This window comes from Pseudomonas sp. MF5691 (assembly GCF_016405645.1).
Lineage (GTDB): Bacteria > Pseudomonadota > Gammaproteobacteria > Pseudomonadales > Pseudomonadaceae > Aquipseudomonas > Aquipseudomonas shahriarae.
In genome coordinates this window covers 164,165-178,251 of sequence record NZ_JAEKDC010000012.1, presented here as the reverse complement: position 1 = coordinate 178,251, position 14,087 = coordinate 164,165, and the positions used below count along the sequence as shown (strand labels likewise).

General features: G+C 61.0%; 10 protein-coding genes. All 10 read left to right on the top strand.

The genetic code is table 11. The features are described 5' to 3' along the window. Positions 1-30: 30 nt before the first annotated feature. The 10 genes from JFT44_RS18360 (at position 31) to JFT44_RS18315 (ending at position 14,048) form a co-directional block, all read left to right on the top strand. On the top strand, positions 31-207 hold the full coding sequence (locus tag JFT44_RS18360) for a hypothetical protein (RefSeq protein ID WP_003176118.1): 177 nt from the start codon (positions 31-33) through the stop codon (positions 205-207). After that, entirely contained in the window at positions 191-3,145 is a 2,955-nt protein-coding gene (locus JFT44_RS18355) for a sensor histidine kinase (RefSeq protein ID WP_170045325.1), read from the top strand. Before JFT44_RS18360 ends, JFT44_RS18355 begins: the two co-directional genes overlap by 17 nt. 22 nt (positions 3,146-3,167) lie before the next feature. Beyond that, positions 3,168-4,595 (top strand): sigma-54 dependent transcriptional regulator, encoded by a 1,428-nt coding sequence (locus tag JFT44_RS18350; RefSeq protein ID WP_057960648.1) that lies wholly within the window; start codon positions 3,168-3,170, stop codon positions 4,593-4,595. A 712-nt stretch (positions 4,596-5,307) separates the two neighbouring features. Next, a complete protein-coding gene (locus JFT44_RS18345) occupies positions 5,308-6,705 on the top strand; it encodes a polynucleotide adenylyltransferase PcnB (RefSeq protein ID WP_057960649.1) in 1,398 nt (465 codons plus the stop codon). Positions 6,706-6,710: 5 nt separating this feature from the next. Continuing rightward, a complete protein-coding gene (folK, locus tag JFT44_RS18340) occupies positions 6,711-7,196 on the top strand; it encodes a 2-amino-4-hydroxy-6-hydroxymethyldihydropteridine diphosphokinase (RefSeq protein ID WP_128593137.1) in 486 nt (161 codons plus the stop codon). Between the two features lie 272 nt (positions 7,197-7,468). Next, positions 7,469-8,269, top strand: a complete 801-nt coding sequence (gene panB, locus JFT44_RS18335; protein WP_057960650.1) for a 3-methyl-2-oxobutanoate hydroxymethyltransferase — start codon at positions 7,469-7,471, stop codon at positions 8,267-8,269. Next, positions 8,266-9,120: a pantoate--beta-alanine ligase gene (gene panC, locus JFT44_RS18330; protein WP_057960651.1), complete on the top strand. Its 855-nt coding sequence runs from the start codon at positions 8,266-8,268 to the stop codon at positions 9,118-9,120. The genes panB and panC overlap by 4 nt, the downstream gene beginning before the upstream one ends. A 317-nt stretch (positions 9,121-9,437) precedes the next feature. Beyond that, complete coding sequence (pgi, locus tag JFT44_RS18325; protein WP_057440163.1) at positions 9,438-11,102, top strand: glucose-6-phosphate isomerase; 1,665 nt, start codon at positions 9,438-9,440, stop codon at positions 11,100-11,102. Positions 11,103-11,224: 122 nt separating this feature from the next. Next, positions 11,225-13,162, top strand: coding sequence for an acetate--CoA ligase (gene acs / locus JFT44_RS18320; protein ID WP_198831006.1), 1,938 nt, complete (start codon positions 11,225-11,227; stop codon positions 13,160-13,162). A gap of 16 nt (positions 13,163-13,178) precedes the next feature. Further along, positions 13,179-14,048 (top strand): oxygenase MpaB family protein, encoded by an 870-nt coding sequence (locus JFT44_RS18315; RefSeq protein WP_057440165.1) that lies wholly within the window; start codon positions 13,179-13,181, stop codon positions 14,046-14,048. Positions 14,049-14,087: the final 39 nt, after the last annotated feature.

The window sequence follows — 14,087 nt, the reverse complement described above, 5'->3', positions numbered from 1 at the left end:
ATCGCCGCAGTTTTTCAATCAGAGGCCAACATGTACATCTATCGATTGGTCCTGCTGCTGGTCGTCGGGATCTACCTGTTTTCTCCCGCCATCATGGACTGGTGGATCGACGCCACGGGCGCCTGGTATCGCCCCTATCTGCTGTGGTTGATCCTGATCGTCGTGACTTTCATCCTGCAGAGCCAAAAAGATGCCGATGAGCTTTAGCCTGACCCAGATGCTGCTGATCAGCGCCGCCTACCTGGCCGCGCTGTTCGGGGTGGCCTGGATCAGTGAGCGTGGGATGATCCCGCGGGCGATCATTCGCCACCCGCTGACCTACACCTTGTCCCTGGGCGTCTATGCCAGCGCTTGGGCGTTCTATGGCACGGTGGGCCTGGCCTACCAATATGGCTATGGGTTTCTTTCCAGCTACCTCGGGGTATCCGGGGCCTTCCTGCTGGCGCCGGTGCTGCTGTACCCGATCCTGAAAATCACCCGCACCTACCAACTGTCGTCGCTGGCTGACCTGTTTGCCTTCCGCTTTCGCAGCACCTGGGCCGGCGCGCTGACCACGATCTTCATGCTGATTGGCGTGCTGCCGCTGCTGGCCCTGCAGATCCAGGCAGTGGCCGATTCCATCGGTATTCTTACCCACGAGCCGGTGCAACATCGGGTGGCCCTGAGCTTTTGTGCGCTGATCACCCTGTTCACGATTTTTTTCGGCTCGCGGCATATCGCCACCCGGGAAAAACACGAAGGCCTGGTGTTTGCGATTGCCTTCGAGTCGGTGATCAAGCTGATCGCCATCGGTGGCGTGGGCTTGTACGCGCTGTACGGGGTGTTCGACGGCCCGCAACAACTTGAGCTGTGGCTGCTGCAAAACCAGACCGCCCTCGCCGCCCTGCACACTCCGCTGCAGGAAGGCCCCTGGCGCACGTTGCTGCTGGTGTTCTTTGCCTCGGCCATCGTCATGCCGCACATGTACCACATGACCTTCACCGAGAACCTCAACCCGCGTTCGCTGGTCAGCGCCAGCTGGGGCCTGCCCCTGTTCCTGTTGCTGATGAGCCTGGCGGTGCCGCTGATCCTCTGGGCCGGGCTGAAACTGGGGGCCACCACCAACCCGGAATACTTCACCCTCGGCATCGGCATCGCCGCCAACAGTAAATCCCTGGCGCTGCTGGCCTATGTCGGTGGGTTATCGGCGGCCAGTGGCTTGATTATCGTCACCACCCTGGCGCTGTCGGGCATGGCCCTCAACCACCTGGTGCTGCCGCTGTATCAGCCGCCCGCCGAAGGCAATATCTACCGCTGGCTGAAATGGACACGCCGCGCGCTGATCGTGGCCATCATCATGGCCGGCTATGGCTTCTACCTGCTGATGGCGGCCGAGCAAGACCTGGCCAACCTCGGCATTGTGGCCTTCGTCGCCACCTTGCAGTTCCTGCCGGGGGTATTGTCGGTGCTGTACTGGCCAACCGCCAATCGGCGTGGGTTTATCGCCGGGCTGCTGGCGGGAATCCTGGTGTGGCTGGTGACCATGCTGCTACCACTGGTCGGCAACCTGCAGGGTTTCTACATCCCGCTGCTGAACATGATCTACGTGCTGGATGACACCAGTTGGCACATGGCAGCCATCGCCTCACTGGCGGCCAACGTACTGATGTTCACCCTGATCTCCCTATTCACCAACGCCAGCCCCGAAGAAACCAGCGCGGCCGAAGCCTGCGCGGTGGATAACGTACGCCGCCCGCAACGCCGCGAACTGCATGCCGCCTCGCCCCAGGAATTCGCCACGCAACTGGCCAAGCCCCTGGGCGCCAAGGCTGCACAAAAGGAAGTGGAACAGGCACTGCGCGATCTGTACCTGCCTTTCGACGAGCGCCGCCCCTATGCCCTGCGCCGCCTGCGCGACCGCATCGAGGCCAACCTGTCCGGGTTGATGGGCCCCAGCGTGTCCCAGGACATGGTCGAGACCTTCCTGCCCTACAAGGCCGGCGGCGAAAACTATGTAACTGAAGATATCCACTTTATCGAGAGCCGGCTGGAAGACTACCACTCACGCCTCACCGGCCTTGCCGCCGAACTCGATGCCCTGCGCCGCTACCACCGCCAGACCCTGCAGGAACTGCCCATGGGCGTGTGCTCCCTGGCCAAGGACCAGGAGATCCTGATGTGGAACAAGGCCATGGAAGAGCTGACCGGCATCGCCGCCCAGCGCGTGGTCGGCTCGCGCCTGACCACCATCGGCGATCCCTGGCGCGAGTTGCTGCAGGGCTTTATCAACCTGCCCGACGAACACTTGCACAAACAGCACCTGGCCCTGGATGGCCAGACCCGCTGGCTGAACCTGCACAAAGCGGCCATCGACGAACCCCTGGCCCCAGGCAACAGTGGCTTGGTATTGCTGGTCGAAGACCTCACTGAAACCCAGATGCTCGAAGACAAGCTGGTGCATTCCGAGCGCCTGGCCAGTATCGGGCGCCTGGCGGCAGGCGTGGCCCACGAGATCGGCAATCCGATCACCGGTATCGCGTGCCTGGCGCAGAACCTGCGCGAGGAGCGCGAAGAAGACGACGAAATCACCGAAATCAGCGGGCAGATCCTCGAGCAAACCAAACGCGTCTCGCGCATCGTGCAATCGCTGATGAGCTTCGCCCATGCCGGCGGCCACCAGAATCACGATGAAGCGGTGTGCCTGGCCGAAGTCGCCCAGGATGCTATTGGGCTGCTGGCCTTGAACCGGCGTAATTTCGAAGTACAGTTCTATAACTTGTGCGATCCGGAACACTGGGTGGTCGGCGACTCACAACGCCTGGCCCAGGTGCTGATCAACCTGCTGTCCAATGCCCGCGACGCGACACCCGCCGGCAGTGCGGTAAGGGTCAAGAGCGAGGCTTACGAGCACACGGTAGACCTGATCGTCGAAGACGAAGGCAGCGGTATTCCACAGAACATCATGGACCGATTGTTCGAACCCTTCTTCACCACCAAGGATCCTGGTGAAGGTACCGGTCTGGGCCTTGCACTGGTCTATTCCATCGTTGAAGAGCATTATGGACAAATCACCATCGACAGCCCGGCTGACACCGAAAGCCAACGCGGCACCCGTATTCGGGTGACCTTGCCGCGTCATGTCGAAGCGACGTCCGCTGTGAACTGAGACCGTCGAGAGAATTGAATCAATGCCGCACATTTTGATCGTCGAAGACGAAACCATTATCCGCTCTGCCTTGCGTCGCCTGCTTGAACGTAATCAGTACCAGGTCAGCGAAGCCGGCTCGGTGCAGGAAGCCCAAGAGCGTTTCAGCATTCCCACATTCGACCTGATTGTCAGTGACCTGCGCCTGCCTGGCGCGCCCGGTACCGAACTGATCAAGCTGGGCCAGGGCACGCCGGTGCTGATCATGACCAGCTATGCCAGCCTGCGCTCGGCCGTAGACTCCATGAAGATGGGCGCGGTGGACTACATCGCCAAGCCCTTCGACCACGACGAAATGCTCCAGGCCGTGGCGCGCATCCTGCGTGACCGCCAGTCCACCAACAGTGCCCCGGCGGAACGGCCGGCCGGCAAGGCCGCCAGCGACAAACCCGGGGTCGACAACAGCAATGGCGAAATCGGCATCATCGGCTCCTGCCCGCCCATGCAGGACCTGTACGTCAAGATCCGCAAGGTTGCGCCCACGGACTCCAATGTCCTGATCCAGGGCGAGTCCGGCACCGGCAAAGAGCTGGTGGCCCGCGCCCTGCACAACCTGTCCAAACGCGCCAAGGCCCCGATGATCTCGGTGAACTGCGCGGCAATCCCCGAATCCTTGATCGAATCCGAACTGTTCGGCCACGAGAAAGGTGCCTTTACCGGCGCCAGCGCCGGACGCGCCGGCCTGGTGGAAGCGGCGGACGGCGGCACGCTGTTCCTCGACGAAATCGGTGAGCTGCCCCTGGAAGCCCAGGCACGCCTGCTGCGCGTATTGCAGGAGGGCGAGATTCGCCGGGTCGGCTCGGTGCAGTCACAAAAAGTCGATGTGCGCCTGATCGCCGCGACTCACCGGGACCTGAAGAGCCTGGCGAAAATCGGCCAGTTCCGCGAAGACCTGTATTACCGCCTGCACGTAATCGCCCTCAAGCTGCCGGCCCTGCGCGAACGCGGTGCCGACGTCAACGAGATTGCCAATGCATTCCTGTTGCGCCAGAGCGCGCGCGTCAACCGTACCGACCTGACGTTTGCGGCCGACGCCGAGCAAGCTATCCGCCACTATTCGTGGCCAGGTAACGTGCGCGAGCTGGAAAACGCCGTGGAGCGGGCTGTGATTCTTTCGGAGAGCCCGCAGATCTCCGCCGAGCTGCTGGGCATTGATATCGAACTGAGTGACCTGGACGATGACGACTTCATTGGCCTGGCACCACAACAGGGCGGCAGTAACACCAGCCATGAGCCTACAGAAGACTTGTCCCTGGAAGACTACTTCCAGCACTTCGTCCTGGAGCACCAGGACCATATGACCGAGACCGAACTGGCGCGCAAACTGGGTGTCAGCCGCAAGTGCCTGTGGGAACGGCGCCAGCGCCTGGGCATTCCACGGCGCAAGACCGGGGTTGCCAGCGAAAGCTGAGGTCAACTCACATTGGGTAACACCCCAAACGTGAAAAAACTGTTACCTCAGATATTCACGTAACAAAAAGCCGGGGCTTACGGTAACGAAGCCCCGGCTTTTTTTCGCCTGCCAAACACCCAAAACCCGGCCATCCCCCTGATTTTGCTGGGGCTCGCAAAAGTTGGCACGCACCCTGCTATATGCTTAGTACAAGAACAATAAAAAGCACCGTACACACACAATAAAAATAAGACGAATCGACTCACGCACAATAAAAACAACACGGCGGAGGCGCAGCTAACTGATTCTTTTGGAGAGGCGTTGCATTTGGGGCTTGCCCCGCAACCAGGCCGAGAACAACAAAAACTGCCCTAAGGCAGAGCCTGAACTGGTTGGATCATTGATCATCGCAACACAGCGACCAAAGCAATCCGTTTGCTCTTGACTCCCGATTGGGAGTGTCATGAAGGTCAAATCTCATGGCGAGGGCGATCAACAAAAACAAGAAGCCCGAAACCAATAATAAAAATAGAGCACGCAACTACTTTCTGGGGGAGCTTCGGCTCCCCTTGTAGTTTCTGCGATTTGAGCGCCGCACCGGCTTATTTAAGCATCTGGCTCAACGCTTGCAGCTAGTTCCTACACCATCCCCTGACTAAATGCTAGAATCCCGGCCCATCATGCGGTCATTCTTCGTTATGGCCGAACATTCCTTCAAACAGTGCATCCCATGCTGAAGAAGTTGTTCCAGTCATTCCGTTCCCCCTTGCGTCGTACGCAACACATTCGCAGCACGCCTGAAGTGCTCAACAGCAATCAACATTCGCTGCAGCGCGCCCAGTTCAGCCGTTATGCGGTGAACATCGTCGAACGCCTGCAGAACGCTGGCTACCAGGCCTACCTGGTCGGTGGTTGTGTGCGCGACATGTTGCTCAACATCACTCCCAAGGATTTCGACGTCGCCACCAGCGCCACGCCTGAACAAGTGCGCGCCGAGTTTCGCAACGCGCGGATCATCGGTCGGCGCTTCAAGTTGGTGCATATCCACTTTGGTCGCGAGATCATCGAGGTCGCCACCTTCCGAGCAGGCCACCCGCAAAACGATGAAGAGGAAGACAGCAACCAGTCTTCCCGCAACGAAAGCGGACGCATCCTGCGGGACAATGTGTACGGCACCCTGGAAGAAGACGCGCAACGCCGCGACTTCACCATCAATGCCCTCTATTACGATCCGGTCAGCGAGCGCATCCTCGATTACGCCAACGGCGTACACGATATTCGCAACCACCTGATCCGCCTGATCGGCGACCCTACGCAGCGCTACCAGGAAGACCCGGTGCGCATGCTGCGGGCCGTGCGCTTTGCCGCCAAGCTGAACTTCGGCATCGAGAAACATACGGCCGCGCCGATTCGCGAGCTGGCGCCGATGCTGCGGGAAATCCCTTCGGCACGCCTGTTCGAGGAAGTGCTCAAGCTGTTCCTTTCCGGGCATGCCGCCGACACCTTCGAAATGCTGGTGGACCTGCAGTTGTTCGACCCACTGTTCCCGGCCAGCGCCGATGCACTGGAGCACAACCCCACGTACACCCACACGCTGATCAGTGAAGCGTTGATCAACACTGACCTGCGGATCAAACAGAACAAACCGGTGACCCCGGCATTCCTGTTTGCCGCCCTGCTCTGGCCGGCGCTGCCCGCCCGCGTGCTGCGCCTGCAGAACCGTGGCATGCCGCCGATTCCAGCGATGCAGGAAGCCGCGCACGAGTTGATCGCCGAGCAATGCCAGCGCATCGCAATCCCCAAGCGCTTCACCATGCCGATCCGCGAGATCTGGGACATGCAGGAACGCCTGCCACGGCGCAGTGGCAAACGTGCCGACCTGCTGCTGGACAACCCGCGCTTCCGTGCCGGCTATGACTTCCTGCTGCTGCGTGAAAGCGCCGGCGAGCAGACTGATGGCCTGGGCGAATGGTGGACCGACTACCAGGACGCCAATGACAGCGAACGTCGCGAGATGATTCGTGAACTGAGCAGCAAAGGCGAACCCACTGGCGACGGCCCGAAAAAGCGCCGCCGCAGCAGCGGTAGCAAACGCAAGCGCAGTGCCGCCGATACCTCTGGCGAATAAGCACCGTGGAGCGTATCTACATCGGCATGGGCAGCAACCTCGCTGCCCCGCAACAGCAATTGCGCAACGCCATCGAGGCGTTGGCGCAGTTGCCGAACACCACATTCGTCGGTGTTTCTGCCTTCTACCAAAGTGATTCCCTGCTTCCCGGCCAGCCCCGCTATACCAATGCGGTGGCGGCGCTGAACAGCACCCTCGCGCCACTGGAACTGCTGGATGCGCTGCAAGCCATCGAGAACGACCAGGGTCGCGAACGCCTTGAGCGTTGGGGCCCGCGCACCCTGGACTTGGATATCCTGCTGTTTGGCGATCGCCTGATTGATGAGCCGCACCTCAAGGTGCCTCATTACCAGATGCATCTAAGGGCTTTTGTGTTGTATCCACTTGCCGAACTGGCACCGGCCACTTTGCAACTGCCTGACGGCCGCCTACTCAGTGATCTGCTCGATCAATGCCCATTCGTCGGCCTGGAACGCCTGCCTCCTGCTTGACTCAAGCCCTGTGGGCGCTGGCCGAGCACGCCTTTTACCTGCTGAATCGCATCAGTAACAGCGGTAACACCCCGCTCGTAACAATGCGGTAACACATCCAATTGACTTCCAGAGTCCTCCTCACGACTATAGGCGTCCCGCTGCCGCCAACCCGGCGCTGAAGGGCGCAATCCAGGCCTTATAAGCACTGCTCTGAAGAAAGTGCGCCTGTATAAACGAAGACTCACGCGCGTTACTCGCTGTTTCCAAGCGCCTGAACGAGGACCCTTTTCATGCCAGACATTACCCTGACCACCTTGCAGAGCCTCAAACTCAAGGGTGAAAAAATCACCATGCTGACCTGCTATGACGCCACGTTCGCCCAGGCTTGCTGCCAGGCCGGGGTCGAGGTGTTACTGGTGGGCGACTCCCTGGGCATGGTTCTTCAAGGGAATGACAGCACCCTCCCCGTCACCACCGATGAACTTGCCTACCACACCGCCAGCGTCAAGCGCGGTAACGAAGGCGCCTTTATCATCGCCGACCTGCCGTTCATGGCGTACGCAACGCTTGAGCAGACCTTCCAGAACGCCGGCAAGCTGATGCAGGCCGGGGCACATATGATCAAGGTCGAAGGTGCCTTGTGGCTTGCCGAGTCGATCCGATTGTTGGCTGAACGCGGCGTTCCGGTATGCGCACACATGGGCCTCACGCCACAGTCCGTCAATATCCTGGGTGGCTACAAGGTCCAGGGCCGTAATGAAGCCCAAGCCCGGCAGATGCGGGCCGACGCCATCGCCCTGGAGCAGGCCGGCGCTGCAATGATTGTGCTCGAGTGCGTGCCTAGCGAACTGGCGGAAGAAATCACCCAGGCGGTGAAAATCCCGGTGATCGGCATTGGCGCCGGCAGCGCGACCGACGGCCAGGTCCTGGTGCTGCATGACATGCTCGGCCTGAACCTCACCGGCCGCGCCCCCAAATTCGTGAAGAACTTCATGACCGGCCAGGACAACATCCAGGCCGCGCTGAGCGCCTATGTGGCTGAAGTCAAAGCCGTTACCTTCCCTGGCCTCGAACACGGATTCTCTGCATGAACACCGTAAAAACCCTGCGCGAACTGCGGGCCGCCGTCACTCACGCGCGTAACGCCGGCAAGCGCATTGGCTTCGTGCCGACCATGGGCAACCTGCATGCCGGCCACGCTACGCTGGTGACACGCGCCGCCGAACAAGCCGACTTCGTGGTGGCGAGCATTTTCGTCAACCCACTGCAGTTTGGCGCCGGTGAAGACCTGGACAAGTACCCGCGCACTCTGGCCGCCGACCAGGAAAAGCTGCTGGTGGCGGGCTGCAACCTGCTGTTCGCCCCCACCGTCGACGAGATGTACCCCGACGGCATGACGGTGCAGACCCGGGTCAGCGTGCCGCAACTGTCCGAAGGCCTGTGCGGCGCCAGCCGCCCGGGTCACTTCGAGGGCGTGGCGACGGTGGTGAGCAAACTGTTCAACATGGTCCAGCCCGACCTGGCGGTGTTCGGGCAAAAGGACTACCAGCAACTGGCGGTGATCCGCGCCATGGTGCGCGACCTGAACATGCCGATCCAGATCATTGGCGAGCCCACCGTGCGCGCCGAGGACGGCCTGGCGCTGTCCTCGCGCAACGGTTACCTGACTGAAGAACAGCGCGCCATCGCCCCGGTGCTGTACCGCAGCCTCCGTCATATCGCCACCGCCATTGAAAACGGCGACCGCGACTTCGCCAAGCTGCGGGCCGAGCAGGTCCAGCACATCGAGGCCGCCGGCCTGCGCATGGACTACCTGGAAGTCTGCCAGGGCCAGCACCTGCGTCCGGCAACCGCCGAGGATCGTGATGTGGTGATCCTGGTCGCCGCGTACCTGGGCGCAACACGGTTGATCGACAACCTGCACCTCAACCTCAGCGCTTAAGCCTGGCAATCTCCCCATGTGGGAGCGGGCTTGCCCTCGATGGCGGACGGTCAGTCGATGTATTTGTCGCTGACCCAGCACCATCGCGGGCAAGCTCGCTCCCACATTCAGTTTTTAGCGCCTCCCAGGCCCCGGTATAAAAAAGTACCGGCTTGCGCGCAGACAAAGCCAAGACATATCGACACGCTAGGTTTAATGTAATCGCCCGGCGTTATAGTTAGCGCTGTCTGGAACCCAAACCTTGATACAAAACTGGATGTTCCGGGTTTAGAAGTGTCCTAAAAGCAGTCCCAGTAATAAAAAGGAAACCCGCAGCGATGGCGTATTACCGCACCCCTCATGACGTTACCGCTCTGCCCGCCTGGCAAGCGCTCAATCAACATCGCCAAGCCATGCAGGATTTCAGCATGCGCGAAGCGTTCAATGCCGATCCCCAGCGCTTTACCCAGTTCACGTTGAGCAGCTGCGGACTTTTCCTCGATTACTCGAAAAACCTGATTACCCCTGAAACCCGCGACCTGCTGGTGGGCCTGGCCAACGAAGTCGATCTCAAAAGCGCAATCAAGGCGCTGTTCGATGGCGAGCCGGTCAACTCTTCGGAAGGTCGTCCGGCGCTGCACACCGCACTGCGCCGCCCGGTGGGCGACAAGTTGTCGGTCAACGGCACCAATATCATGCCCGACGTGCACAAGGTGCTGAACCAGATCACCGACCTGGTGGGCCGCATCCATGACGGCCTGTGGCGTGGCTACACCGAGAAGCCAATCACCGACGTGGTCAACATCGGCATCGGCGGTTCGTTCCTCGGCCCTGAGCTGGTCTCCGAGGCACTGTTGTCCTACGCCCATAAAGGCGTGCGCTGCCACTACCTGGCGAATATCGATGGCAGTGAATTCCACGAGCTAACCCAGAAGCTGCGCGCCGAGACCACGCTGTTTATCGTCTCGTCGAAGTCCTTCAACACCCTGGAAACCCTGAAAAACGCCCAGGCCGCCCGCGCCTGGTACCTGGCCCAGGGTGGCTCGGAAGCCGAGCTGTATCGCCACTTTATCGCCGTGTCGAGCAACAACGCGGCGGCCGTGGCCTTCGGTATCCGTGAAGAGAACATCTTCCCGATGTGGGATTGGGTCGGCGGCCGTTACTCGTTGTGGTCGGCCATCGGCTTGCCAATCGCCCTGGCCATTGGCATGTCCAACTTCAAGGAACTGCTGTCGGGTGCCTACACCATGGACCAGCACTTCCAGACCGCGCCGTTCGAGGCAAACATGCCGGTGCTGCTGGGCCTGCTGGGTGTGTGGTACGGCAACTTCTGGGGCGCCCAGAGCCACGCGATCCTGCCGTACGACCACTACCTGCGTAACATCACCAAGCACTTGCAACAGTTGGACATGGAATCCAACGGCAAGAGCGTACGCCAGGACGGCACGCCGGTTTCCACCGATACTGGCCCGGTTATCTGGGGCGGCGTGGGCTGCAACGGTCAGCACGCGTACCACCAGTTGCTGCACCAGGGCACCCAGTTGATCCCGGCCGACTTCATTGTGCCGATCGTCAGCTTCAACCCGGTCTCCGACCACCATCAGTGGCTGTATGCCAACTGCCTGTCCCAGAGCCAGGCGCTGATGCTCGGCAAAACCCGCAGCGAAGCCGAAGCAGAGTTGCGTGACAAAGGCATGGCCGAAGACGAAATACAAAAGCTGGCGCCGCACAAGGTGATCCCGGGCAACCGCCCGAGCAACACCCTGGTGGTGGAGCGGATCAGCCCGCGCCGTCTGGGCGCGCTGGTGGCGATGTATGAACACAAAGTATTCGTACAAAGCGTCATCTGGGGCATCAACGCCTTTGACCAATGGGGCGTGGAGCTGGGCAAGGAACTGGGCAAGGGCGTCTACAACCGCCTGACGGGCGCCGAGGAAACCTTGGCCGACGATGCCTCGACCCAAGGCTTGATCAACTACTTCCGTGGTCGTCACCGCGGTTGATGTGATCGGCACTACAATCAGGGATTGAACCTGCACAAGCGCCCCCTGGGGGAGCTGGCTTGCCAGCTCCCCCAGGGACCAGCCTTGAACTCTTGTCTCTATAACAAGAAGAGGGATCCCTAATGTTCGATATCAGCCAGTTTCCCCATGCCGATGCAGTGCGCCGGGGCGCGCAACTCAGTCAAGAGGGCTACCAGCGCCTCTATCGGCAATCCATCGAACACCCCGATACGTTCTGGGCCGAACAGGCCAAGGCGCTGCTCGACTGGATCACGCCCTGGCAGACCGTCCAGCACTGCGATATCAACACCGGCGCCGCGCAGTGGTTTGCCGGTGGCCAGTTGAACGTCAGCTACAACTGCATTGACCGTCACCTGGCGCAACGCGCCGATCAGCCGGCCTTTATCTGGGAAGGCGATGATCCTGCAAAATCTTCCAAAATCACCTACCGCCAACTTCACCAAAACGTCAGCCGCCTGGCCAATGTGCTGAAAAGCCGTGGCGTGAAAAAAGGCGACCGGGTGTGTATCTACATGCCGATGATTCCGGAAGCCGCCTACGCGATGCTGGCCTGCACGCGGATTGGTGCGGTGCATTCCGTGGTGTTTGGCGGGTTCTCACCGGATGCCCTGCGCGACCGTATCCTGGATGCCGACTGCCGCACCGTGATCACCGCCGATGAAGGCGTACGCGGCGGTAAACCGGTGGCGCTGAAACAGAATGTCGACAAGGCCCTGGCCAGCTGTCCGAATGTCACGACGGTGCTGGTGGTGGAACGAACCGGTGCGCCCGTAGCCTGGACTGAAGGGCGCGACCTCAAGTATCAACAGGCGGTGGAAGCGGTCAGCGACGCATGTCCGCCCGAGCCGATGGCTGCCGAAGACCCGCTGTTTATCCTCTATACCTCCGGCAGTACCGGCAAGCCCAAGGGCGTGCTGCACACCACCGGCGGCTATCTGCTGCAAGCGGCGATGACCTTCAAATACGTGCTCGATTATCGCGAGGGCGAAGTGTTCTGGTGCACCGCCGATGTCGGCTGGGTCACGGGCCATAGCTATATCGTGTACGGGCCGCTGGCCAATGGCGCCACGTCCCTGATGTTCGAGGGTGTGCCGAGTTACCCGGACAGCTCGCGCTTCTGGCAGGTGATCGATAAACATCAGGTGAATATTTTCTACACCGCGCCCACCGCCCTGCGGGCCTTGATGCGCGAGGGTCATGGCCCGCTGGAAAGTACGTCCAGGGCCAGCCTGAGATTGCTCGGCAGTGTCGGCGAGCCGATCAACCCGGAAGCCTGGGAGTGGTATTTCAATGCCGTCGGCGAGCAGCGCTGCCCGATTGTCGATACCTGGTGGCAGACCGAGACCGGCGGCATCATGCTCAGCCCGCTGGTCAGCGCCCAGCGCATCAAGCCCGGCTGCGCGACCCAGCCGATGTTTGGGGTGCAGCCGGTATTGCTCGACGAGCAGGGCAAGGAAATCAGCGGCGCCGGCAGCGGCGTCCTGGCGATCAAAGCCAGCTGGCCGGGGCAGATCCGCAGCGTGTATGGCGACCCGCAGCGGATGATCGACACCTACTTCAAGCCCTACCCCGGATACTACTTTACGGGCGACGGTGCGCGGCGCGACGAGGATGGCGACTACTGGATCACCGGGCGCATTGATGACGTGATCAACGTCTCCGGCCATCGCATCGGTACCGCCGAGGTGGAAAGCGCGCTGGTGCTGCATGACAAAGTGGCCGAGGCTGCCGTCGTCGGCTACCCCCATGACCTCAAGGGCCAGGGCATCTATGCGTTTGTCACACCGATGAATGGCGTCGAGCCCAGCGATGCGCTGAAAAAACACCTGCTGGACCTGGTCAGCAAGGAAATCGGCAGCTTTGCCAAGCCGGAGCTGATCCAATGGGCGCCGGCCTTGCCGAAAACCCGTTCAGGCAAGATCATGCGGCGTATCCTGCGCAAGATCGCCTGCAACGAACTGGACAGCCTGGGCGATACCTCGACCCTGGCCGATCCGAGCGTGGTCGACGGCCTGATCGACAAGCGCCTGAACCGATAGGAACCCCCAAGCCACCATGGAATTTCTGCGCAACCGTATCGAATCCCAACTGATGAGCCTGACGGGGCTGTCCCTGGGCAATCTGGACCTGGAAAGCCCCAAGGGCGACCCAGGGCTGTTCGGCCCGGACTCGGTGAGCTGGAAGGTCCATGGTGACTTCAGCAGCATGCTGATCGGGGGTATCAGCGCCTTGATGTTGCAGGCGCTTCATCCCCTGGCGCTGGCCGGCGTGTGGGACCATTCGAATTTTCGCCAGGACATGCTTGGGCGTTTGCGCCGCACTTCGCAGTTTATTTCCGGTACTACGTTTGGCTCGCGCCGCGACGCGTTATGGCTGATCGAAAAGGTGCGCACCATCCACCTGCAAGTGGTCGGGCACGCACCTGACGGGCGCCCCTACGCGGCCAGTGATCCTGAATTGCTGACCTGGGTTCACGTCGCCGAAGTCAGCAGCTTTCTGGCGGCGCATTTGCGCTACAAAAACCCGGATCTATCGCCCAGAGACCAGGATCGGTACTACAGCGAGATTGCCCTGGTCGCCGAACAACTGGGGGCTCGCCACGTGCCGCGCTCAAGGCAGGAAATTGCTGATTACCTGCAACGTATTCGCCCACAACTGCTGTGTGACGAACGCAGCCGCGAAGTACTGCGCCTGTTGCTCGATGCCCCGGCTCCCAGCGCCCTGGCCAAGCCGTTCGGGGCGCTGATGATGCAGGCCGGGATCGACCTGCTACCGGACTGGGCGGGTGACATGCTGGGTCAACAGCAAAGCCCGCTGCAACGCCAACTGATCCGCGCCGGGGTCAGGCGCAGCGCGCCGCTGCTGCGCTGGGCGATGCGCAATGGTTCGGTGCAACGGGCCCACAGGCGGATGGGCCTGCTGTAACGACACACACCCTGTGGCACCTGGCCTGCCCGCGATACT

Coding starts and splice junctions, on each gene's coding strand:
- JFT44_RS18350 (WP_057960648.1), top strand. CDS start 3,168: ATGCCGCACATTTTGATCGTCGAAGACGAAACCATTATCCGCTCTGCC.
- JFT44_RS18315 (WP_057440165.1), top strand. CDS start 13,179: ATGGAATTTCTGCGCAACCGTATCGAATCCCAACTGATGAGCCTGACG.
- panC (WP_057960651.1), top strand. CDS start 8,266: ATGAACACCGTAAAAACCCTGCGCGAACTGCGGGCCGCCGTCACTCAC.
- JFT44_RS18360 (WP_003176118.1), top strand. CDS start 31: ATGTACATCTATCGATTGGTCCTGCTGCTGGTCGTCGGGATCTACCTG.
- JFT44_RS18355 (WP_170045325.1), top strand. CDS start 191: ATGCCGATGAGCTTTAGCCTGACCCAGATGCTGCTGATCAGCGCCGCC.
- acs (WP_198831006.1), top strand. CDS start 11,225: ATGTTCGATATCAGCCAGTTTCCCCATGCCGATGCAGTGCGCCGGGGC.
- pgi (WP_057440163.1), top strand. CDS start 9,438: ATGGCGTATTACCGCACCCCTCATGACGTTACCGCTCTGCCCGCCTGG.
- panB (WP_057960650.1), top strand. CDS start 7,469: ATGCCAGACATTACCCTGACCACCTTGCAGAGCCTCAAACTCAAGGGT.
- JFT44_RS18345 (WP_057960649.1), top strand. CDS start 5,308: ATGCTGAAGAAGTTGTTCCAGTCATTCCGTTCCCCCTTGCGTCGTACG.